This window comes from Streptomyces bikiniensis (assembly GCF_000716625.1).
Classification (GTDB): domain Bacteria; phylum Actinomycetota; class Actinomycetes; order Streptomycetales; family Streptomycetaceae; genus Streptomyces; species Streptomyces bikiniensis.
Window position 1 is genome coordinate 13048 of record NZ_JNXJ01000052.1, and the last position, 19900, is coordinate 32947.

The window sequence follows — 19900 nt, forward strand, 5'->3', positions numbered from 1 at the left end:
TGGCCATGCAAGGAGGAGTCCTCCTCTCCGTCTGCGCGACGGCGTGCGCCGCCGTGATCGGCGTCCGCCAGGCGCGCAAGGAGACGCGGGAGGCGAGGGAGGCACGGGACTCGGTGTGGCGCGCGCCGTTCGCCGGAACCGGTACGGGGCCGGGGGCGGCGGGCGGAAGAGCCGTCTTCGGCGCCGCGGCGCTGCTCGCCCTCGTCCCGTTCCTGCTCGTCACGCTCTCGCACGGATACGGGACGGAGAGCAGGATCTCGGCCGTCCCGTTCCGGGAGATCCTGGACGCGTCCGCCCACGCCGACGTGGACCTCTCGGACGTGCGGGCCGTCAACCTCGTCGGCAACGCCCTCCTGCTCGTCCCCTTCGGCGCGACCGCCGCGTTCCTGTGGTCGGGCCGTCGGCACGTGCTCAAGACCGCCCTGGCCGGCGCGGCGTTCTCCCTCGTCGTCGAGGTGGCGCAGTACGCGCTCTCCCTGGGCCGCGTCTCGTCCGTCGACGACGTCCTCCTCAACACCGCGGGCGCCGCCCTGGGCGCCTTCCTGGTCCGGCGCAGGACCAGGAGGACGCGGGCGCGGCGGCTCACCCTGCCGAGGCCGTCCCGCGCCGGCGGAAGGTCCTGAGCCCGGCGCGGGACAGCAGGACCAGCACCGCCACCGCCCCCGCCGCCAGGCCCGCCCGCAGCCCCGGCGGCCGGAAGGAGCAGGAGAGTTCCGTGCGGTCGGGGCCGAGGGGGAGCGCCAGGAGGCCGCCGTACGCGGCCGGTTCGGCGTTCTCGCAGCGCCAGCCCGCTATGCGCGGGGCCGCCACGACCGCCGTGCCGCCGCCCGGCGGGAGGACGGCCCGCATCCCGGACGGGGTGACCTCCACCGAGGTCGCCGCGCGGGCGCGCAGGGCCGCGACCGCCGCGCGCAGGCGCCCGTGGTCCAGGCAGCCCAGCTCGCCGGGGCCCGGGAGCGACGGCCGCAGGCCGGGGGTCCGCTGGAGGCCGAGGGACACCATCGCCGCCTGCCGCTTCGGCCGCCCGCCCAGGAGCCGGACCTCGCGGTCGCCCAGGCGGGCCGGGCCCGTGGCGTCCGGGGCCCAGAGGAAGACCTCCGTACCGACCCGGCACGCGCCCGCGTGCGGAGCCTCGTACACCCGGGAGCCGAGCAGGAGTTCCTGGTTCCGGAAGGGCGACGGGCCGTAGGCCGGGGGCGGGCCCGGCGGCCGTACCGTCACCAGGGGCAGGAACGTCTCCGTGCGGACCACCCCGCCGTCCCGCCAGCGCGCCCCCACCCCGAACAGCGCGTCCGTCACCGGGTTGTCGAGGCCGAGCAGGTTCCGGCCCCGCGAGGTCCAGCCGCCGCCGAGCGCGTCCAGGACGGAGGTGAGGACCGCCGGGGTGTGGCTGCTGTAGTACGCGGCGCCCTGGCCGCCCAGGAGCAGCGGGTCGTTGCCCGCGACCCGGGGCAGGCCCGGGTCCGTGCGGTACGCGGGCCAGCCGTCCGCCGCCGCGAGCGCCGCCGCCCGCCGCTCCTGCTCCGGGCCGGACGGCGGGTAGTCGTCCAGCCGTACGAGTCGTTCCCGGTCCGCGTACGCCGTCGTCGCCGACGCCTGGCCGAGCAGCGTGCCCGTCACGAGGAGCGCGGCGAGCACGGCGCACCGGCCCCGGCGGGGGAGGAGCAGGGCGCCCGCCACGGCCGCGAGGCCCGCGCCCGCGAGCAGGAGCGCCCAGGGGGTGAGGACCGGGCTCGGCAGCGCCGCGAGGGCCAGGGCCAGGACGACCGCCGAGCCGCCGGCCACCGCCCGGCGGTCCGGCCGTCCGTGGGTCAGGGTCGTCCACGCCGTCAGGACCAGGACCCCGGAGAGGACGAACGTCTGCCGGTACGGGCTGCCGTTCGGCGTCGCGAAGGCGTGCCAGAGCAGATGCGTCGGGCCCCACTGCATCGACGCCGCCACCGCCGCGCACAGCCCCGGCCACAGCCACCGCTCCCGGCCCGGCACGTCCCGGCGGAAGAGCAGGGCCCCCGCGAGCAGCGGGACCGCCGTGCAGACGAAGGCCGCCGGGGTCGCGAAGCCGTACGTCACCGGGAGCAGCCGGGCGAGGAAGTCCGTCCCGGTCACCGGGGCGAACTCCCGCACCAGGCCCGGGTGGGCCTGCCGGGAGCCGAGGAGGACGGGGAGGAGCACGGGGGCCGCGAGGCCCACCCCGAGGCCCGTCGTGACCGCCGCCCGCACCAGGGTCCGTACCCGGAAGGAGTCCGTCACCGCCAGACGGACCAGGAGGACCAGGGCGGCGCCCAGGGTCGCCATGTACGCCGTGTAGAAGTTCGCGACCCAGCAGACCGCCACCACCAGCGGGCCGAGCAGCGGCCGGCGCCCCTCCCGCACCCACTCGCCCACCAGGCAGAGCAGCGGGAAGGCGATCAGGCCGTCCAGCCACATCGGGTTGTACGTGCCCTCCGCGAGCGACCAGCCGCACAGCGCGTACGAGGCGCCGAGCACCGCCGCCCACCACCACGCCCCCGGGCCGAGGCGGCGCAGCAGGAACGTCGTCGCGGCCGCCGCGACCGCCGTCTTCAGGACGGTGACCGCGTACACCGCGTACTCGACGTCCCCGCGCGGGAAGAGCGCCACCAGCGGGGCGAACGGGCTCGACAGGTAGGTGCCGTAGTCGGGCAGGAAGCTCGTCCCCCAGCCCGCCCGCCAGTCGAACAGGAGCCCGCCGTCCGCCCGCCCCCGCAGCAGGTCCCACAGGTGCGCGTGGAACGGCACGAACTGGTTGGCGAGGTCGTTCACGGCCCGGTGGCGCGGCCCGAAGGGGAAGACCCGGGCGACGGCGTCCCCGCCGCAGACGGCGACGACGGAGAGGAGGGCGGCCAGGAGGCACGCGCGGCTGTTCTTCGGCATGACGGGTCGAATATGCCAGCGAAAGCGGGCGAAACGGCGGGACGGGAAGGCAGTTCACGCGATGGTCGCCCGGAGGTCACCCGCGGCCGCCGCGGGCGCCGGACGGCGGCGGGAACGGGTGGGGCGGGCCGACACCCGGGTGACGGGTGAGTCGTTGGGGGAAACAGTCGCTCCGAAGTGGTGGCTCCGGCCCCGGTGACTCCCTACCATCGATCACCGCAAGGTCGTCCAACTGACGCACGACCAGCCCGGGAGGCTCCTTTGCACCGCCGCACGCAGCCCCGCACGCCCCGTAAGCCCCGCACGCCCCGCCGCACCGCGCTCGCCGTCTCCGCCGCACTCCTCGTCGCGGCCCCGCTGCTCACCGCCTGCGGCAGCGACGCACACCCGGGAGCCGCGGCCGTCGTCGGCGGCGAGCGCATCGACGTCGCCGGCCTCCAGGCGCAGGTGAAGGACGTCCGGGACGCGCAGGCGGCCTCCCCGGAGTCCGCGCAGCTCGTCGCGGCCACCGGCGACCTCGGCCGCCGCAAGCTCAACAGCATGATCTTCGACCGGATCGTCGAGAAGGTCGCCCGCGACAACGGCGTCACCGCCAGCCGCGCCGAGCTCCAGGCGACCCGCACCGCCTTCGTCCGCCAGAGCGGCGGCGAGGACCGGCTCGCCGCCGCCCTCCTCCAGGAGCAGGGCGTCGCCCCCGGCCAGATCGACGGCGTCGTCCGCCGCAACGTCCTCCTCAACAAGATCGCCGCCAAGGTGGGCGCCGACGACAGCCCCGAGGGCCAGAAGAAGCTGACGGGCGTCTTCACCGCCGCCTCCAAGGACCTCGGCATCGACGTGAACCCGCGCTACGGCGCCTGGGACGACGCCCAGATCCAGCTGGCCACCGCGACCCCGCCGTGGCTGCGCCGGATCAGCCAGGACCCGAACGCCGCCGGGGCGGGTGCCTGAGGCCGGCTCCCGGGGGCGGTGCCTGCCGCCGGGCGGGCCCGGGTAGGTTCGAGGGGTGACTTCCGAAAGCCCCGGCCGCGTCGTCCTGCTCACCGCCAGCCACCGCGTGGCCCCCGGACTCCTGTCCTGGCCCGCGTGGCAGGCGCTGCACTCCGCGGACCGGGTGCTCTGCCCCGACGAGCACCACCCCCAGCTGCCGTACCTGCGGGAGGCGGGCGTCGCCGTCGAGCACGCCCCGCCCACCGCCGAGGAGCTGGTCGAGGCCTGCGCCGGGGGCCGCACGGTCCTGCTGCTCGCCTCCGGCGAGGGCGACCGGCGCCTCACCGACGGCCTCGCCCGGCTCGCCGGCTCCGGCCGGGTCGCCATGCCGGAGCTCGAACTGCTGCCGGGCTCGTACGACCTGCCCGGCGCCCGCCTCCTCGACCTCGTCCAGGTCATGGACCGGGTCCGGCGCGAGTGCCCCTGGACCTCCGCGCAGACCCACGAGGGGCTGGTGAAGTACGCCATCGAGGAGGCGTACGAGCTGGTCGAGGCGATCGAGGACGAGGACCGCACCGCGCTCCGGGAGGAGCTGGGCGACGTCCTGCTCCAGGTCGTCTTCCACGCCCGGATCGCCGAGGAGGACCCCGAGGAGCCGTTCTCGGTGGACGACGTGGCCGGGACCCTGGTCGAGAAGCTGATCCACCGCCACCCGCACGTCTTCGGGGACGCCACCGCCGAGACCCCCGAGGACGTCCACGCGCACTGGCAGCGGACCAAGGCCGTCGAGAAGCGGCGGGAGTCCGTCACCGACGGCGTACCGCTCGGGCAGCCCGGCCTCGCGCTCGCCGCGAAGCTGGCGGGCCGGGCGCGCGCGGCCGGCCTCGACGTGGACCTCCCGGCGGACGGGGGCGTCGGCTACGAGCTGCTCGCCCTCGCGGCCCGCGCGGAGGCGGCGGGCGTCGACCCGGAGACGGCGCTGCGGGCCGCGGCCCGGACGTACCGGGACGCGATCCGGGCGGCGGAGGGGCTGTGAGGCGGTAGCGCCGTACACATACGAAGAGGAGGGCCGGGCCCGGCGGGGGCGCCCGGGCCGTCCCGCACGGGCCGCCGGGGCGCGCGGGGGCGCGCTGTACGGTCGGGGGGTGAGTGACAGCACCGCCCCGGACCCCGAGCCGCACCCCGCACCGACCTCCGGCCCGGCCTCCGGAACGGACCCAGCCTCCGGAACGGCCCCGGCTTCCGGAACGGCCCCGGCTTCCGGAACGGCCCCGGCCCCCGACGCGACCCCCGCCCCCGGCAGGGGCTCCGCGCCCGAGCTCTTCACCTGGGAGTTCGCCACCGACCCGTACCCCGCCTACGCCTGGCTGCGGGAGCACGCGCCCGTGCACCGGACGACGCTGCCCAGCGGGGTCGAGGCCTGGCTCGTGACCCGGTACGCGGACGCCCGGCAGGCCCTCGCGGACCAGCGGCTGTCCAAGAACCCGGCGCACCACGACGAGTCCCCGCACGCCAAGGGCAAGACGGGCATTCCGGGCGAGCGCAAGGCCGAGCTGATGACCCACCTGCTCAACATCGACCCGCCCGACCACACCCGGCTGCGGCGGCTCGTGTCGAAGGCGTTCACCCCGCGCCGGGTCGCCGGGTTCGCCCCGCGCGTCCAGGAGTTGACCGACCGGCTCATCGACGCGTTCGTGGAGAAGGGGAGCGCGGACCTCATCCACGAGTTCGCCTTCCCGCTCCCCATCTACGCCATCTGCGACCTGCTCGGCGTGCCCGAGGAGGACCAGGACGACTTCCGGGACTGGGCCGGGATGATGATCCGCCACGGCGGCGGGCCGCGCGGCGGCGTCGCCCGGTCGGTGAAGAAGATGCGCGGCTATCTCGCGGAGCTGATCCACCGCAAGCGCGAAGAGCCGGGCGACGACCTGATCTCGGGGCTCATCAAGGCCTCCGACCACGGCGAGCACCTCACCGAGAACGAGGCCGCCGCCATGGCCTTCATCCTCCTGTTCGCGGGGTTCGAGACGACCGTGAACCTGATCGGGAACGGCCTTTACGCACTTCTCCGCAATCCCGGACAAAGAGAACTCCTCCAGGACTCCCTCGCCGCCGGCGGGACCGGCCTCCTGGAGACCGGGATCGAGGAGCTGCTGCGGTACGACGGGCCCGTGGAGATGGCGACCTGGCGGTACGCGACGCGGGCGCTGACCATCGGCGGGCAGGAGATCCCGGCGGGCGACCCGGTGCTCGTGGTGCTGGCCGCCGCCGACCGGGACCCGGAGCGGTTCGACGGGCCCGACGTGCTCGACCTCGCCCGGCGGGACAACCAGCACCTCGGGTACGGCCACGGCATCCACTACTGCCTCGGCGCGCCCCTCGCCCGCCTCGAAGGGCAGACCGCGCTCGCCACCCTGCTGACCCGTCTGCCGGACCTCCGGCTCGCCGCCGACCCGGCCGAACTGCGGTGGCGCGGAGGGCTCATCATGCGCGGTTTGCGCACGCTTCCGGTGGAGTTCTCCCCGTCCGTACCCCTCTCGCACGGTGACGGTCCGTCAGAAATGTGATCTTCATGTGATCGAGTGGCCATCGACTTGTGACGAGCGTTCGAATGCCGCTACGTTTCCCGGCAGTCTCAGCCGTCACGCGAAAGGCGTACCTATGCGCTCCGGGAACGGACGACACCGTCGCCCCCGTCAGGCCCCCGCCATCGTCGTCGCCGCGGGCGTGACCGGATCCGCCATGGCGCTGCCCCTGCTCGCCACCGGATCCGCGTCCGCCGCCGACGCCGCCACCTGGGACCGCGTCGCCGAGTGCGAGTCGGGCGGTCAGTGGAGCGCCAACTCCGGGAACGGGATGTACGGAGGCCTCCAGTTCACCCAGGCGGACTGGGAGCGTCACGGCGGCCTGGCGTACGCGCCCAGCCCCGACTTGGCCAGCCGCGCCCAGCAGATCGCGGTGGCCGAGAAGGCCCTCGCCAAGGGCAGCGACGCCTGGGCGACCTGCGCGCCGATCGCCGGCCTGACGAACGACGGGAAGCCCACCGGGGTGGACCCGGGTCCGGCCACGGCCCCGACGACCTCCGTGACGCCCGTCCCCGAGTCGGGCTGGAACTCCGGCGCGTCGGGCGCCCCCGCGGCCACGCCGTCCACCGGGGCGCCGGAGTCCTCCGCGACGCCGTCCGCCCCCGCCGCGCCCGCAACGCCGTCCGCACCGTCCTCGCCGTCGGCTCCCGCCGTCCCGGCGGACCCGACCGCGCCGACCGCCCCCGCGACGCCGTCCGCGCCGACCCCGCCGTCCGGATCGACCGGATCGACCGGGGCGACGAACCCGGCGGACCCGACGCTTCCGGCCGACCCGACGGTCCCCGTCACCCCCAGTGAGTCCGTTACGCCCGGTACGCCTGTTACGCCCGGTATTCCGGGAGGTGAGGGAGCGTCGGTCGCGCCCGGCACGGGCAAGCACCGGGGCGAGGCCGCTCCGGAAGAAACCGGCAACCCGGACACTTCCGCCGAATCCGGCCGACATGCCTCAGGTAAGGGTGAGTCGCCCGAAGAAACCGAATCGACCCCCGTCGCCGACGAAGCGAATGATTCGGACGTAACGGACAGTCAGGGCTCTTCGGGTGAATACGTCGTGCGACCGGGTGACAGCCTTTCGGGTATCGCCCAGGCGAACGAACTCCCCGGAGGCTGGTCCGCCCTCTACGACGCCAACAAACGGACCGTGGGCATCGATCCGGACCTCATCCTCCCTGGTCAGAACCTTGATCTGACGCCGGGTTCGGTCTCGACGGCCGGGTAGTTCGTGGGCGTATGTCCGGTTCCGGACGAGTGAGACATGGGTCTCTTTGTCCCAACTGGCGTGTCGCGCCCGCAAACTCCGCTTCCGTCGTCTCTCACCTGCGCAAACAGTCCCCTCCGAAGGGCAAGAAGAGGCGAAATTCGTCATATGAGCCTCTTTGAACTTCGGAGGGTTCTGTGTCTACGGTCGTCACCGCTCGCCACCGCGGGCCCCGTCGACCGAAACGCCGAATCCTGCCGTCGGCCGATGGGAACAGTCGTCGCGCAAGCGCCGGAGGCAGGAGCGGGGGACCCAAGGTAAGCGCCGGGCCCGGCCGTCGAGACAGACGGCCGACGACCGGCTTGGGGTGAAGCCGCGTGCTAGGACACGCGGCCGGGCAACTCTTCGGCCCGAACCCGACAGCTCACCTCGCAGGCGTCGGTGAGGAGAATTCCCATGCTGTTTTCCGTCAAGGGCAAACACCGCCGTCCCTCCAGGGCCACCCAGCTCGCCGCGCTCGTCGGCGTCACCGGTGTCGCCGTCGCCGCCCCGCTGATGACCGCGGGCACCGCCTCGGCCGCCACGGCCTCCGAGTGGGACCGCGTCGCCCAGTGCGAGTCCGGCGGCAACTGGTCGATCAACACCGGCAACGGCTACTACGGCGGCCTCCAGTTCTCGGCCTCCACCTGGGCCGCGTACGGCGGCACCGCCTACGCCTCCACCGCCGACCAGGCCTCCAAGTCGCAGCAGATCGCCGTCGCCGAGAAGGTCCTCGCGGGCCAGGGCAAGGGCGCCTGGCCGAGCTGCGGCGTGGGCCTCTCCGGCGCCTCCTACGACGGCGGCGCCGCCGAGAGCGCGCAGCAGGAGCAGCCGAAGCGGCAGCCGGAGCAGAAGAAGCAGCGCACGGCCGAGCAGCCGACCACCCGCAGCGAGCAGCGCCAGGCCCCGAAGCAGGAGCGCCAGGCCGCTCCGAAGGGCACCCAGAAGACCGTCACCACCCCGACCGGCAAGACGGTCAAGAAGGGTGACGGCGAGTACGAGGTCGTGGCCGGCGACACCCTCAGCAAGATCGCCCAGGCGCAGGGCGTCAAGGGCGGCTGGGCCCAGCTCTTCGAGCTCAACGAGGACGTCGTCGAGAACGCCGACCTGATCTACCCGGGCCAGCAGCTCCACCTGAAGTGAGCCCGGCGGGTCGCGTGAGTCCGGCGGCTCACGCGCCCCCGAAGACCCTCCCGCGGTGACCCACCCCGGCCCGGCGCGCCCGTCCCCCGTGCGCGCCGGACCGGGGTTCCGCCTTTCACCGGGGCCTCCCGAGGCCCACCTGATGACTACCGTCCAGTAGATCCGGGGCCCTTCGCCCCCCTATGCGTGCCCTTGGGTCCTTTTTCGTCCCAGGGGGCGGGCGCCCGGCCGGTCGGAGCCTCCGGGGCGGTTAGGCTCTTGCCGCAAGGCCAAGCGACCCTGCACCGACCTTGCGTCACATCCCGCGTCACATCCCAGAAGGAGATGCTCGTGCCGTCCATCGACGTCGTCGTAGCCCGGGAAATCCTGGACTCCCGAGGCAACCCCACGGTCGAGGTCGAGGTCGGCCTCGACGACGGCAGCACCGGCCGTGCTGCCGTTCCGTCCGGCGCCTCCACCGGTGCGTTCGAGGCCCTTGAGCTCCGCGACGGTGACCCCAACCGCTACCAGGGCAAGGGCGTCGAGAAGGCCGTCCTCGCCGTCATCGAGCAGATCGGCCCGGAGCTCGTCGGCTACGACGCCACCGAGCAGCGCCTGATCGACCAGGCCATGTTCGACCTGGACGCCACCCCGGACAAGTCCTCGCTCGGCGCCAACGCCATCCTCGGCGTCTCCCTCGCCGTCGCGCACGCCGCCTCCGAGGCCAGCGACCTCCCGCTCTTCCGCTACCTGGGCGGCCCGAACGCGCACCTGCTGCCCGTTCCGATGATGAACATCCTGAACGGCGGGTCGCACGCCGACTCCAACGTGGACATCCAGGAGTTCATGATCGCCCCGATCGGCGCGGAGTCCTTCTCCGAGGCCCTCCGCTGGGGCACCGAGGTCTACCACACCCTCAAGTCCGTCCTGAAGGCCAAGGGCCTCTCCACCGGTCTCGGCGACGAGGGCGGCTTCGCCCCGAACCTCGGCTCCAACCGCGAGGCGCTCGACCTCATCCTCGAAGCGATCAAGCAGGCCGGCTACGTGCCCGGCAAGGACATCGCGCTCGCGCTCGACGTCGCCGCCTCCGAGTTCTACAAGGACGGCACGTACGAGTTCGAGGGCAAGGCCCGCTCGGCCGCCGAGATGACCGAGTACTACGAGGAGCTCGTCGCCGCGTACCCGCTGGTCTCCATCGAGGACCCGCTGTTCGAGGACGACTGGGCCGGCTGGAACGTCATCACCGAGAAGCTCGGCGACAAGGTCCAGCTCGTCGGCGACGACCTGTTCGTCACCAACCCGGAGCGCCTGGCCCGGGGCATCGAGGAGAAGTCCGCGAACGCCCTGCTCGTCAAGGTCAACCAGATCGGCTCGCTGACCGAGACCCTCGACGCCGTCGAGCTGGCCCAGCGCAACGGCTTCAAGTGCATGATGTCCCACCGCTCCGGCGAGACCGAGGACGTCACCATCGCCGACCTGGCCGTCGCCACCAACTGCGGCCAGATCAAGACCGGCGCCCCGGCCCGCTCCGAGCGCGTCGCCAAGTACAACCAGCTGCTGCGCATCGAGGAGATCCTCGACGACGCCGCGGTGTACGCCGGCCGCAGCGCCTTCCCGCGGTTCAAGGGCTGACACCCGCTGCGCCCTTCCGCAGGGCGGCTTCCGTACGTCCCCGTACTCGGTCCCGTACCGTGTGCGGGGACGTCCGCGTGAACAGGGGAGGCGACACGACATGGCCGTGAAGGACCGGGACCGGTTCTCGACCGCGACCCGGCTCAGGCTGCTCGGCGAGCAGACCGCCGCCCGTGTCTACCGCTCCCAGACCCGCCGCCAGGCCCGCCGCTCCCGGCTCACCGGCCGCGCGGCCTTCCTCGCCCTCGTCGTCTGCTCCCTGGTCGTGGCCCTCGCCTACCCCATGCGCAGCTACGTCTCCCAGCAGGGCGAGATCGCCGAGCAGGAGCGCCGGGCCGCCGAGGCCGCCCGGCGGGTGCAGGAGCTGAGGGACGAGAAGGCCCGCCTCCAGGACCCGGCCTACGTCCGCCGCCTCGCCCGCGAGCACCTGCACTACGTGCTCCCCGGCGAGACCGGCTTCACCGTGAACGACCCCGGCGCGGAGCAGCGGCCCCGCGCCGACCAGGGGGCGGCGGACCGCCCCTGGTACGACAACCTCTGGGACGGCGTGGACAACGCCGACCGCCGCTGACCCCCGTACGACCGACGACCTAGGCAACCAAGGCAGACATGCAAACGCCCCCTCCGCAGACCGAACGCACCGAGCCCACCGAGGCGGACGTCGCCGCCTTCGAGCTCCAGCTCGGCCGGCCGCCCCGCGGCCTGCGCGCCATCGCGCACCGCTGCCCCTGCGGGCAGCCGGACGTCGTCGAGACCGCGCCCCGGCTCCCCGACGGCACCCCGTTCCCCACCACGTACTACCTGACCTGCCCCCGGGCGGCCTCGGCCATCGGCACCCTGGAGGCCAACGGGGTCATGAAGGAGATGCAGGCCCGGCTCGCCACCGACCCGGAGCTGGCCGACGCCTACCGGGCCGCGCACGAGGACTACCTCGCCCGCCGCGACGCCATCGAGGTCCTGGAGGGCTTCCCGAGCGCCGGCGGCATGCCGGACCGGGTCAAGTGCCTGCACGTCCTCGTCGGCCACTCGCTGGTCGCGGGCCCGGGCGTGAACCCGTTCGGCGACGAGGCGCTGGCGATGCTGCCGGAGTGGTGGGCCAAGGGCCCCTGCGTCACCCCGTGCGCGGCGCCGGAGGAGGAGGACGGCTGGACGGTCGAGGGCGACCGGGACGGCCACTTCGCCTTCAAGCCGGTCGACGACGCCGCCGACGCTTCCGGTGAGGGGGAGGGCAAGTGACCCGGGTCGCCGGAATCGACTGCGGTACGAACTCCATCCGCCTGCTCGTCGCCGACGTGCACCCGGAGACGGGCGAGCTGGTCGAGCTGGACCGGCGGATGACGATCGTCCGGCTCGGGCAGGGCGTCGACCGGACCGGCCGGCTCGCCCCCGAGGCACTGGAGCGCACCTTCGCCGCCTGCCGCGCGTACGCCGCCGTGATCGAGGAGCTGGGCGCCGAGCGCGTCCGCTTCGTCGCCACCTCCGCCTCCCGCGACGCCGAGAACCGCGAGGACTTCGTGAACGGGGTCGTGGAGATCCTCGGCGTCGAGCCCGAGGTCATCACCGGCGACCAGGAGGCCGCGTTCTCCTTCGCCGGCGCCACCGGCGAGCTGCCCGGCACCGAGACGTACCTGGTCGTGGACATCGGCGGCGGCTCCACCGAGTTCGTCACCGGCACCGACCACGTCCGGGCCGCCCGCTCGGTCGACATCGGCTGCGTCCGGCTCACCGAGCGGCACGTCCGCCACGACCCGCCGACCGCCGAGGAGGCCGAGGCGATCCGCGCCGACGTCCGGGCCGCGCTCGACCTGGCCGCCGAAGCCGTGCCGATCGACACGGCCGACGTCCTCGTCGGCCTGGCCGGCTCCGTCACCACCGTCGCCGCCATCGCCCTCGGCCTCCCCGCGTACGACTCCGAGAAGGTCCACCACTCCCGGATCTCCGCCGAGCAGGTCGCCGAGGTGACCGACCGGCTCCTCGCCTCCACCCACGACGAGCGGGCCGCGATCCCCGTGATCCACCCCGGGCGGGTCGACGTGATCGTCGCCGGGGCGCTCGTCCTGCGGGAGATCGTCGAGCGCGTCGGGGCCCGCGAGGTGGTCGTCAGCGAGCACGACATCCTCGACGGAATCGCCCTCTCCGTCGCGTAGTCCGCCCCGCGGACCTCGATGGGAAGGCTCTATGCGTCGCATAGAGGGGTGCTATCGAGCCTTCCCGCGGGCCTCCGCCGGGAAAGTTCGTGAAGTTCTTCACAAGGAAAAGGGCCCTGAGGGAGTCCGAAGGGGGCCGTTGGGCCCTCCGAGGGGCGCCTCAGGGCCCTTTCGCAGGCGCGGAGGCCGATCCGCCCGGTGTTTCCATCGCGTGAACGGGGCCTCCGGTTCAGGGTTAAGGAAGGCTCTCCGGTCCAGTTCACGGGGGGTGAACAACGTTCGCCACTGCACCCCGGTTCCTTTGCAGGAACATGACGTGGATCACGTGGGCGGCGGAGTGTAGCAGAGGTGTCCGGGAACCTTGTGAAGGGGCGCACGATCCCACCCCCCGGACGGGGTGGATACTCGATGGCATGAGCACCACGGAGCGTCCCAGGATCCTCGTAGTAGGCGGCGGGTACGTAGGCCTGTACGCAGCTCGGCGCATCCTCAAGAAGATGCGCTACGCGGAGGCGACCGTCACGGTCGTCGACCCGCGGTCGTACATGACCTACCAGCCCTTCCTCCCCGAAGCCGCCGCCGGCAGCATCTCGCCGCGCCACGTCGTCGTCCCGCTGCGACGCGTCGTCCGCGGAGCCGAGGTGCTCACCGGCCGGGTCACCACCATCGACCAGGACCGCAAGGTCGCCACGATCGCCCCGCTCGTCGGCGAGGCGTACGAGCTGCCCTTCGACTACCTGGTCATCGCGATGGGCGCCGTCTCCCGCACCTTCCCGATCCCCGGCCTCGCCGAGCAGGGCATCGGCATGAAGGGCATCGAGGAGGCCATCGGCCTGCGCAACCACGTCCTCGAACAGCTGGACAAGGCCGACTCGACCACCGACGAGGAGGTCCGCCGCAAGGCGCTGACCTTCGTCTTCGTGGGCGGCGGCTTCGCCGGCGCGGAGACCATCGGCGAGGTCGAGGACCTGGCCCGGGACGCCGCGAAGTACTACCAGAACGTGTCGCGCGAGGACATGCGCTTCGTCCTGGTCGACGCGGCCGACAAGATCCTTCCCGAGGTCGGCCCCAAGCTCGGCCAGTACGGCAAGGAGCACCTGGAGAGCCGCGGGATCGAGATCTACCTCGAAACCTCCATGGACTCCTGCGTCGACGGCCACGTCGTGCTGAAGAACGGCCTGGAGGTCGACTCCAGCACGATCGTGTGGACCGCCGGCGTCAAGCCGAACCCGGCGCTCTCCCGCTTCGGTCTGCCGCTCGGCCCCCGCGGCCACGTGGACTGCAACGAGAAGCTCCAGATCAACGGCCTCGACTACGCGTGGGCCGCGGGCGACAACGCCCAGGTCCCCGACATGGTCGGCCGCCGCGCGGGCAACCCGAACGCCTGGTGCCCGCCGAACGCCCAGCACGCCCTGCGCCAGGCCAAGGTCCTCGGCGACAACGTGGTGGCCGGCATGCGCGGCTTCCCGCAGAAGGAGTACAGCCACGCCAACAAGGGCGCGGTGGCCGGACTCGGTCTGCACAAGGGCGTCGCCATGATCGTCATGGGCAAGGTGAAGATCAAGCTCAAGGGCCGTCTCGCCTGGTACATGCACCGCGGCTACCACGGCATGGCGATGCCGACCTGGAACCGCAAGATCCGCGTCTTCGCCGACTGGACCCTGGCGATGTTCCTCAAGCGCGAGGTCGTCTCGCTCGGCGCCATCGAGTCGCCGCGCGAGGAGTTCTACGAGGCCGCCAAGCCCGCCCCCGCCCCGGCCGCCCCGGCGCAGGAGAAGGCCAAGGCCTCCTGAGGCTCCGACCGTAAGAGTCGCAGGAGCAGGACCGCAGCAACTCGCAGTGCCCGCAGTACCCCCGCAAGGGCCGTCCGCCATCCGTGGTGCGGACGGCCCTTCGCGCGTTTTGCCGACTCGTTGCACCGGGCCGGGAGTGCCGGTGACCACCGACGGTGTTCCCTTGGTGACGGACATTTCTGGGGCACTGATCACGGAGGTGGGGACCATGGCCGACGCCGCGCCGCGGCTGGCGACTCTCGCGGAAGAACTCCTCGGAGGACCGCTCCCGGTCCGGCTGCGGGCCTGGGACGGCAGCGAGGCCGGCCCCGCCGGCGCCCCCGTCCTGATCCTCCGCGACCGCCGCGCCCTGCGCCGGATGATCTGGAAGCCCGGCGAACTGGGCCTGGTCCGCGCCTGGGTGGCCGGCGAACTCGACGTCGAGGGGGACCTGTACGAGGTCCTGGACCGGCTCTCCGGACTCCTCTGGGAGCGCGACGGCGACTCCCCGGGCCTGCTCGCCGCCGCCCGCGACCCCCGGCTGCGCGCCGCCGCCCGCTCCCTGCTCCGGCTCGCCGGGCCGCTGCCGCCGCCCGCGCCGCCGGCCGAGGAGGTCCGCGGCCGCAGCGGCGGCCGGCACACCAGACGCCGCGACCGGCAGGCGATCAGCCACCACTACGACGTGGGCAACGACTTCTACGCCCTGGTCCTCGGGCCCTCGATGGTCTACTCGTGCGCCTACTGGCCGGCCGGCGGCACCGGCGGCACCCTGGAGGAGGCCCAGCGCGCCAAGCTCGACCTGGTCGCCCGCAAGCTGGCCCTGAAGGAGGGCGACCGGCTCCTCGACGTGGGCTGCGGCTGGGGCTCCATGGCCCTGCACGCCGCCCGGGAGTACGGCGCCCGGGTCGTCGGCGTCACCCTCTCCCGCGAACAGGCCGCTCACGCCCGCAAGCGGATCGCCGAGGAGGGCCTGGCGGACCGGATCGAGATCCGCGTCCAGGACTACCGGGACGTCGCCGACGGCCCGTACGACGCGATCTCCTCCATCGGCATGGCCGAGCACGTCGGCGCCGTGAAGTACCGGGAGTACGCCGACACCCTGTACGGGCTCCTCCGGCCCGGCGGGCGGCTCCTCAACCACCAGATCTCCCGGCGCCCCGAGCCCGACGAGGCCGCCTACGCGATCGACCCCTTCATCGACGCGTACGTCTTCCCCGACGGCGAACTCGCCCCCATGGGCCGCACCCTGACGACCCTGGAGGACGCCGGCTTCGAGGTCCGGGACGTGCAGGCCCTCCGCGAGCACTACGCCCTGACCCTGCGCCGCTGGGTGGCCAACCTGGAGGCGGAGTGGGACCGGGCCGTCCGGCTCGTCTCGCCGGGCCGGGCCCGCGTGTGGCGGCTCTACATGGCCGCCTCCGCCGTCTCCTTCGAACGCAACCGGATCGGCGTGAACCAGTTCCTCGCCGTGAGGACCCCGGCGTCGGGGACGAGCGGACTGCCGCTGCGGACGCGGGTCTGGGACGAGAAGGCCTGACCGCGGCGCGCGTACGGGAAAGGGCCGGCCTCCCGGAGGGGGAGGCCGGCCCTTCGCCGGTGGCGCGGTGAGGCGTTACTCGGTCTTGATGGCGGCGAGCATGTTCAGGCGGGCCGCGCTGCGGGCCGGCCACAGCGAGGCGAGGACGCCGACCAGACCGGCCAGGACCAGGAAGACGCCGATCCGCTCCCAGGGCAGGACCAGGGCGTAGCCCGGCAGGCTGCTCTTGAACGTCTCGCCGATCGCCCAGCCGAGGAACGCGCCCAGGCCGATGCCGACGACCGCGCCGAACACCGAGATGACCACGGCCTCCAGACGGACCATCCGCTTCACCCGGCGCCGGTCGAGGCCGATCGCGCGGAGCATGCCGATCTCCTGCTGGCGCTCGAAGACGGACATCGCGAGGGTGTTGACGACCCCGAGGACGGCGATGATCAGGGCCATGCCGAGCAGGCCGTACACGATGTTCAGGAGCATGTTGATCGGGCCGCCGAAGGCGTCGCGGATGTCCTTGTGGTTCATCACCGTGATGCCCGGGTTGTCGCCCATGGCCTTCGACAGCGCCTCGGCGTTGGCGGCGGAGGCGCCGCCTTCCATCGCGACGTAGACCTCCCGCGTGTAGGGCTGCTGCTCGTGGGCGTTGATCAGCTTGCGGTCGATCATGACGGGGGAGACGAACTCGCTCTCCTCGTAGATCGCGCCGACGGTCAGCTTGCCCTTGGCCTTGTCCAGGTACTCGACCGGGACCGTGTCGCCGACCTTCAGGCCGCGCTTCTCGGCGGTCCTGTCGGCGATCGCGATCTGCCCCTGTCCGAGCGAGGCCAGCGAGCCGTTCACGACGTGGAGGTTGAGGACCTTCTCGATGTCGCCGGGGGTGACGCCGGAGGCCGAGACGTACGAGCCCTCGATCTCCAGGGCGCCGGCCTGCTGCGGGGAGACGGCCGTGACGCCGGGGGCCTTCGCCAGGGCGGCGATGGCCTCCTCGCTCAGGCTGTCGCCGCTGGCCATGGTGACCATGTAGTCGGCCTTGATCTGGTCGACGGTCATCTTGTCGATGGCCGTGCCGACGGTCGCGCCGATCACCGAGAGGCCGGTGACCAGGGTCAGGCCGATGGCGAGCGCGGAGGCGGTGGCGCCGGTGCGGCGCGGGTTGCGGACCGCGTTCAGTCCGGCGAGCTTGCCGGAGATGCCGAACAGGCCGACGAAGAACGGGCGGATCAGGGCGATCACGGGCCGCGACAGCATCGGGATGAGCACGATCACGCCGATGAGGGTGAGGAACGCGCCGCCCGCGATGAGCATGCGGCCCTCGTCGCCGCCCTGGCCCGCGCCGAGCACGATCAGGACGACGCCGAGCGCGGTGAACGCGGCACCGACGGAGTTCCGCAGGACGAGCGACTTGGTGCTCGCGGTGGCGTGCACGCTGTTCATGGCGGCGACCGGCGGGATCTTCGCGGCGCGGCGGCCGGGCAGCCAGGCGGCGAGCATGGTGATCAGGACGCCGACGGCGAACGCGGAGACGACGGGCGCGGGGCCGACGACCAGGCCGCCGGCCGGGATCTTCAGGTCGAAGGCGTTCATGGCCGACCGGAGCGCGACCGCCAGGCCGACGCCCAGGACGAGGCCGACGGTCGAGGCGACCAGGCCGACCAGACCGGCCTCGGCGAGGACGGAGCGGGTGATCTGCCTGCGCGAGGCGCCGACCGCGCGCATCAGGGCCAGTTCCTTGGTGCGCTGGGCGACCAGCATCGTGAAGGTGTTGGCGATGAGGAAGACGCCGACGAAGAGCGCGATGCCCGCGAAGCCCAGGAGCACCTGGTTGAGCGCGCCGAGCCCGGCCTCGATGTCCTCGGCCTGCCGGTCGGCGAGGGCCTGCCCGGTCTGGGCGGTGGCCTGCTTCGGGACCACCTTCAGGACCTCGTCGAGCAGCTTGTCCGGCTGCGCGCCGGAGGCGGCCGTGACGGTCAGCTCCTGGAAGTACCCGGGCTTCAGGTACAGCTTCTGGGCCACGGAGGTCTCGAAGAGGACGAGGCTGCCGCCGGCGTTGACGGCGCCGTCCTCGGTGGTGAAGACACCGGAGAGGACGTACTCCTTCACCGGGCCGTTGGTGGCCACGCGGACGGTGTCGCCGACCTTGTAGCCGCCCTTGTCGGCGGACGCCCGGTCGAGCGCGATCTGGTCGGCGCGGACCGGCCCGCCGCCCGAGGCGAAGTCGTACGCGCGGTCCTTGCCGTCCTTGCCGGGGGCGAAGTTGGTGCCCTTGTTGGACCAGCCGACGCCGATCAGCTTGCCGTTCTTGTCGGGCACGCCCGCGAAGCCGCCGACGCGCGGGGCGACGGAGGCGACCCCGTCGAGCCCGGCGACCTCGTCGACGTCCTTCTGGGAGAGGCCGGGCGCCTGCCGGGCGTCCTCGGGGTTCGGGTGCATCTCGACGGCGACGGCGACGTCGTCGTAGCTCTTCGCCGACTGGTTGCGGAAGGCCTGGGAGAGGGTGTCGGTGAAGACGAGGGTGCCGGAGACGAAGGCCACGCCGAGCATCACGGCGAGGACGGTCATCAGCAGTCTCGCCTTGTGCGCGAGCACGTTGCGCAGGGCGGTACGGAACATGGGGTGTCCTGAACGGAGGGGTGGGGCGGACGGAGGTCGGGGGCGCGGGGCGCCGCGCTACGAGGCCGGGCCTGGCGGCGTCAGCTCGTACGGCCCTTGGCGTCGAAGGCCTTCATGCGGTCGAGCACGCCGTCCGCCGTCGGGTGCAGCATCTCGTCGACGATCCGGCCGTCCGCGAGGAAGATCACGCGGTCCGCGTAGGAGGCGGCGACGGGGTCGTGGGTGACCATGACGACGGTCTGGCCCAGCTCCCGGACCGAGTTGCGCAGGAAGCCGAGGACCTCGGCGCCCGAGCGGGAGTCCAGGTTTCCGGTGGGCTCGTCGCCGAAGATGATCTCGGGGCGGGAGGCGAGCGCGCGGGCCACGGCCACGCGCTGCTGCTGACCGCCGGAGAGCTCGGTGGGGCGGTGGGTGAGCCGGCCGGAGAGGCCGAGCATGTCGATGACCTGCTGGACCCACTGCTTGTCGGCCTTGCGGCCCGCGATGTCCATCGGCAGCGTGATGTTCTCCATGGCCGTCAGCGTCGGCAGCAGGTTGAACGCCTGGAAGATGAAGCCGATCTTGTCCCGGCGCAGCTGGGTGAGGTGCTTGTCCTTCAGGGTGGACAGCTCGGTCTCGCCGATCCGCACCGAGCCGGAGGAGAAGGAGTCGAGGCCGGCGACGCAGTGCATGAGCGTCGACTTGCCGGAGCCGGAGGGGCCCATGATGGCGGTGAACTCGCCCTGCCGGAAGTCCACGGTGACGTGGTCGAGCGCGACCACCTGGGTCTCGCCGTGTCCGTAGACCTTCGTCAGATCCGTGGCGCGGGCGGCCACCGCGGTGGCGCGGGACACGGTGGGGGAGGTGGTCACGAGGAGGACTCCTGTCACTGCTGGGCTGTTTCGGGAACCCCTCCATCGTGTCGAGCGTTCCGCCCCGGAGCGTCCGCCCACGTGCCCGTTCCCGGGGCAGTCTGGAGTCGGACCGGGGACCCCGTCCCTCCTCCTGAGGTATGACCGGACCCCCGAGAGCCGCCGCCCGGGGGCCTCCGCGCGGAGGTGACACAAATGCGACGACTTTTCGTCATTCCACGGGGTGCGGGTTTGCGCCTGCGACCCCGGTCACAGTTCGCCGAAAAGGCCCCTACCTGGACTGACGCACCCTCAGGCCTCAATAAAATAAGACAACATCAGAGGCGATCTTCCGCTGAACGGGGGAAGCGCCCCGATAGGCTCATGTGCCAACGCGGAGCTTCGCGACGCCCGGATGGTGGAATGCAGACACGGCGAGCTTAAACCTCGCTGGCCTTCGGGCCGTACCGGTTCGAGTCCGGTTCCGGGCACCACCGATGTCAGTGCCGCCGACCGGCGGGGGAGTCCGTTCTCCGCCGGCCCCGCCGGCCCCGCCGGGCCCCGGGGAGACCGGGGCGCACTCCACGCGCACCTCGGACACCCCCCCGGACG

General features: G+C 72.9%; 15 protein-coding genes, 1 tRNA gene and 1 riboswitch. Of the genes, 13 read left to right on the forward strand and 3 right to left on the reverse strand.

Going from position 1 to position 19900, the window contains the following annotated elements; translation table 11 throughout:
- Positions 1 to 5 precede the first annotated feature (5 nt).
- On the forward strand, positions 6 to 623 hold the full coding sequence (locus OO47_RS34230) for a VanZ family protein (protein ID WP_051716130.1): 618 nt from the start codon (positions 6 to 8) through the stop codon (positions 621 to 623).
- On the opposite strand, the gene OO47_RS29210 is transcribed toward OO47_RS34230, so the two are convergent.
- Positions 583 to 2892 carry a YfhO family protein gene (locus OO47_RS29210; RefSeq protein ID WP_030216017.1) on the reverse strand — a complete coding sequence of 770 codons (2310 nt, stop codon included), beginning with the start codon at positions 2890 to 2892 and terminating at the stop codon, positions 583 to 585. The genes OO47_RS34230 and OO47_RS29210 overlap by 41 nt on opposite strands.
- A 261-nt stretch (positions 2893 to 3153) precedes the next feature.
- On the opposite strand from OO47_RS29210, the gene OO47_RS29215 reads away from it, so the two are divergent.
- From OO47_RS29215 to OO47_RS29265, 11 genes are all read left to right on the forward strand, one after another.
- The gene (locus tag OO47_RS29215) at positions 3154 to 3840 is read left to right on the forward strand and encodes a SurA N-terminal domain-containing protein (protein ID WP_051716129.1); all 687 of its coding nucleotides are present in this window, start codon (positions 3154 to 3156) and stop codon (positions 3838 to 3840) included.
- Positions 3841 to 3895: 55 nt separating this feature from the next.
- Entirely contained in the window at positions 3896 to 4855 is a 960-nt protein-coding gene (locus tag OO47_RS29220) for a nucleoside triphosphate pyrophosphohydrolase (protein ID WP_030216011.1), read from the forward strand.
- 109 nt (positions 4856 to 4964) lie between these two features.
- Positions 4965 to 6386, forward strand: coding sequence for a cytochrome P450 family protein (locus OO47_RS29225; RefSeq protein WP_051716128.1), 1422 nt, complete (start codon positions 4965 to 4967; stop codon positions 6384 to 6386).
- A 175-nt stretch (positions 6387 to 6561) separates the two neighbouring features.
- Positions 6562 to 7623 (forward strand): transglycosylase family protein, encoded by a 1062-nt coding sequence (locus OO47_RS35640; protein ID WP_324606532.1) that lies wholly within the window; start codon positions 6562 to 6564, stop codon positions 7621 to 7623.
- Between the two features lie 258 nt (positions 7624 to 7881).
- Positions 7882 to 8055, forward strand: a riboswitch (cyclic di-AMP (ydaO/yuaA leader).
- Positions 8056 to 8058: 3 nt separating this feature from the next.
- Entirely contained in the window at positions 8059 to 8784 is a 726-nt protein-coding gene (locus tag OO47_RS29235; RefSeq protein ID WP_030216002.1) for a LysM peptidoglycan-binding domain-containing protein, read from the forward strand.
- Between the two features lie 324 nt (positions 8785 to 9108).
- Positions 9109 to 10395: a phosphopyruvate hydratase gene (eno, locus tag OO47_RS29240; protein WP_030216000.1), complete on the forward strand. Its 1287-nt coding sequence runs from the start codon at positions 9109 to 9111 to the stop codon at positions 10393 to 10395.
- 100 nt (positions 10396 to 10495) lie between these two features.
- Positions 10496 to 10966: an FtsB family cell division protein gene (locus tag OO47_RS29245; RefSeq protein ID WP_030215997.1), complete on the forward strand. Its 471-nt coding sequence runs from the start codon at positions 10496 to 10498 to the stop codon at positions 10964 to 10966.
- 38 nt (positions 10967 to 11004) lie between these two features.
- The gene (locus OO47_RS29250) at positions 11005 to 11631 is read left to right on the forward strand and encodes a DUF501 domain-containing protein (RefSeq protein ID WP_030215994.1); all 627 of its coding nucleotides are present in this window, start codon (positions 11005 to 11007) and stop codon (positions 11629 to 11631) included.
- Positions 11628 to 12542, forward strand: coding sequence for a Ppx/GppA phosphatase family protein (locus tag OO47_RS29255; RefSeq protein ID WP_030215991.1), 915 nt, complete (start codon positions 11628 to 11630; stop codon positions 12540 to 12542). Before OO47_RS29250 ends, OO47_RS29255 begins: the two co-directional genes overlap by 4 nt.
- Before the next feature lie 413 nt (positions 12543 to 12955).
- Positions 12956 to 14335, forward strand: coding sequence for an NAD(P)/FAD-dependent oxidoreductase (locus OO47_RS29260; protein ID WP_078490025.1), 1380 nt, complete (start codon positions 12956 to 12958; stop codon positions 14333 to 14335).
- A gap of 208 nt (positions 14336 to 14543) precedes the next feature.
- Positions 14544 to 15851, forward strand: coding sequence for an SAM-dependent methyltransferase (locus OO47_RS29265; RefSeq protein ID WP_030215973.1), 1308 nt, complete (start codon positions 14544 to 14546; stop codon positions 15849 to 15851).
- Between the two features lie 75 nt (positions 15852 to 15926).
- Here the strand turns inward: OO47_RS29265 and OO47_RS29270 are convergent, their stop codons facing one another.
- Together OO47_RS29270 and OO47_RS29275 are read right to left on the reverse strand one after the other, a co-directional pair.
- Positions 15927 to 18458 carry an ABC transporter permease gene (locus OO47_RS29270; RefSeq protein WP_030215971.1) on the reverse strand — a complete coding sequence of 844 codons (2532 nt, stop codon included), beginning with the start codon at positions 18456 to 18458 and terminating at the stop codon, positions 15927 to 15929.
- 80 nt (positions 18459 to 18538) lie between these two features.
- On the reverse strand, positions 18539 to 19309 hold the full coding sequence (locus tag OO47_RS29275; RefSeq protein WP_030215959.1) for an ABC transporter ATP-binding protein: 771 nt from the start codon (positions 19307 to 19309) through the stop codon (positions 18539 to 18541).
- 388 nt (positions 19310 to 19697) lie between these two features.
- Here OO47_RS29275 and OO47_RS29280 point away from each other — a divergent pair.
- Positions 19698 to 19782, forward strand: a tRNA-Leu gene (locus OO47_RS29280).
- Positions 19783 to 19900 lie beyond the last annotated feature (118 nt).

Coding starts and splice junctions, on each gene's coding strand:
- OO47_RS34230 (WP_051716130.1), top strand. CDS start 6: ATGCAAGGAGGAGTCCTCCTCTCCGTCTGCGCGACGGCGTGCGCCGCC.
- OO47_RS29210 (WP_030216017.1), bottom strand. CDS start 2,892: ATGCCGAAGAACAGCCGCGCGTGCCTCCTGGCCGCCCTCCTCTCCGTC.
- OO47_RS35640 (WP_324606532.1), top strand. CDS start 6,562: ATGGCGCTGCCCCTGCTCGCCACCGGATCCGCGTCCGCCGCCGACGCC.
- OO47_RS29235 (WP_030216002.1), top strand. CDS start 8,059: ATGCTGTTTTCCGTCAAGGGCAAACACCGCCGTCCCTCCAGGGCCACC.
- eno (WP_030216000.1), top strand. CDS start 9,109: ATGCTCGTGCCGTCCATCGACGTCGTCGTAGCCCGGGAAATCCTGGAC.
- OO47_RS29245 (WP_030215997.1), top strand. CDS start 10,496: ATGGCCGTGAAGGACCGGGACCGGTTCTCGACCGCGACCCGGCTCAGG.
- OO47_RS29250 (WP_030215994.1), top strand. CDS start 11,005: ATGCAAACGCCCCCTCCGCAGACCGAACGCACCGAGCCCACCGAGGCG.
- OO47_RS29260 (WP_078490025.1), top strand. CDS start 12,956: ATGAGCACCACGGAGCGTCCCAGGATCCTCGTAGTAGGCGGCGGGTAC.
- OO47_RS29265 (WP_030215973.1), top strand. CDS start 14,544: ATGGCCGACGCCGCGCCGCGGCTGGCGACTCTCGCGGAAGAACTCCTC.
- OO47_RS29270 (WP_030215971.1), bottom strand. CDS start 18,458: ATGTTCCGTACCGCCCTGCGCAACGTGCTCGCGCACAAGGCGAGACTG.